The sequence below is a fragment of the Mesorhizobium sp. M7A.F.Ca.CA.002.04.1.1 genome (assembly GCF_004022805.1).
Lineage (GTDB): Bacteria > Pseudomonadota > Alphaproteobacteria > Rhizobiales > Rhizobiaceae > Mesorhizobium > Mesorhizobium ciceri.
Genome location: NZ_RZPL01001007.1, coordinates 1 through 1,522, shown reverse-complemented (window position 1 = coordinate 1,522; position 1,522 = coordinate 1). Strand labels below are relative to the sequence as shown.

The 1,522-nt window shown below is 66.5% G+C and carries 2 protein-coding genes and 1 pseudogene; all 3 read right to left on the bottom strand.

The window, feature by feature from the left end; genetic code table 11:
- The coding region (locus tag ENZ75_RS31520; protein WP_164888163.1) for an insulinase family protein at positions 1-395 on the bottom strand (395 nt) is incomplete at its 3' end.
- A 135-nt stretch (positions 396-530) separates the two neighbouring features.
- On the bottom strand, positions 531-1,085 hold the full coding sequence (gene rsmD / locus ENZ75_RS31515; protein ID WP_024504838.1) for a 16S rRNA (guanine(966)-N(2))-methyltransferase RsmD: 555 nt from the start codon (positions 1,083-1,085) through the stop codon (positions 531-533).
- Positions 1,082-1,522, bottom strand: a pseudogene (locus ENZ75_RS31510) (RNA pseudouridine synthase); the annotation flags it as partial. The gene rsmD and the pseudogene ENZ75_RS31510, both read right to left, overlap by 4 nt.

The following is a 1,522-nucleotide window of genomic DNA, read 5'->3' as shown; positions in this document are numbered from 1 at the left end:
GGCGCCCCCGTCTCGTGGAAAGCGGTGTAGTCATAGGAGGTGAAGGCGTTGTTGGATCCGCCGATATCGGAGACGGCGCGGTCGAACTCGCCGGCCGCATGGTTGGTCGTTGCCTTGAACATCAGATGTTCGAAGAAATGCGCGATGCCGGATTTGCCGGGCGGCTCGTCGGCGCTGCCGATCTTGTACCAGACCATGTGGGTGACGATCGGCGCACGGTGGTCGGGAATGACGACCACCTCCATGCCGTTGTCGAGCAGGAAATCCGTGACCTTGAACTCGGCCGGAACCGTGTTGGGCAAGACGGGGCTCTCGGCCAGCACTGGGCTGGTCGTGACAAAAGCCAAGGAGGTCGCCAACAGCGTTCCCCGCAGCCATTCAATCCTGGATGTCATCAACGGCTCCGGTTCTGTCGACAGACGATAGGCAAGGTGCTGGCGACAAGCAAAGTGATTTGTTGATCATGTTGCCGGCAAAGGCGGCGGCAAAGAGGCCGGCCCATGGATGCCCGGCCAAGGATACGAGGCGTATCAGGCCGCCTCGATGAAGCGGATGACGGTCTCGCCATAGTTGCGTTCGTCCAGCACCGAAAAGCCGGGGCCTGGCTCGAAGGACGCCACCGCGGCCTCTTCGACCACGCACAGCGCGCCGGGGCGAAGCCAGCCGCCGGCTTTGGCCGACTGCAAGGCGCGCTCGCCAAGGCCCTTGCCATAGGGCGGGTCGGCGAAGACAAGGCCGAACGGCGCCAGCGTGCCGGCCTCGCCGAGGCCGGTGGCATCGCGGCGGAAGATCTTGGTGCGGCCGGTGAGCCCGAAGGCCTCGACATTGTCGCGGATCAGGCCACGGCCTTCCGCCGATTCCTCGATGAAGACACCGTAGGAGGCACCGCGCGACAGCGCTTCCAGTCCCAGCGCGCCGGTGCCGGCGAACAGGTCGAGCACGCGTGCCCCGTCCAATTGCTCGGCAAAGCGATGCGCCAGCACGTTGAAGACCGCCTCGCGGGTACGATCGGTCGTCGGACGGATGGCGCTCGAGCGCGGCGTCGCCAACGGACGCCCGCGAAACTCACCGCCGACGATTCTCATCTCGCTTTGGGGCCTCGGGGACCGTTGCGCGGACGCTCACCGCCGCCAGCCCCGCCCGGACGTTCGCCGCGCGGCTTGCCGAACGGCTTTGCACCGGCCGGTTTGCCATAGGTCGGTTTGAACGAGGCCTTGCGCGCCTTGGCGTCAGCCGCCTTGGCGGCGTCAGCTTCGGCCCTGCCCTTGCCGATCGGTCGCGCGCCTGGCGCCATCCAGACATTGGCCTTGCGCTGGCCGGGCGGCTCGATCGGCCGCTGCTCGCGCTCGGACTTTTTGCCACCGCCCGGCTTGCCACCAAAAGCACCACGCGGCTTGTCGCCGAAGCCACCGCGCGGTTTGTCGCCGAAATTGCCGCGCGGCTTGTCGCCAAAGCTGCGTTCGGGACGCGGGGCGCGTTCGCCAAAACTCTTCTCAGCGTTTCTGTCGGGGCTTGTCGACAG

Excerpts from the sequence above, each read along its gene's own strand:
- rsmD (WP_024504838.1), bottom strand. The coding sequence starts at position 1,085 with ATGAGAATCGTCGGCGGTGAGTTTCGCGGGCGTCCGTTGGCGACGCCG.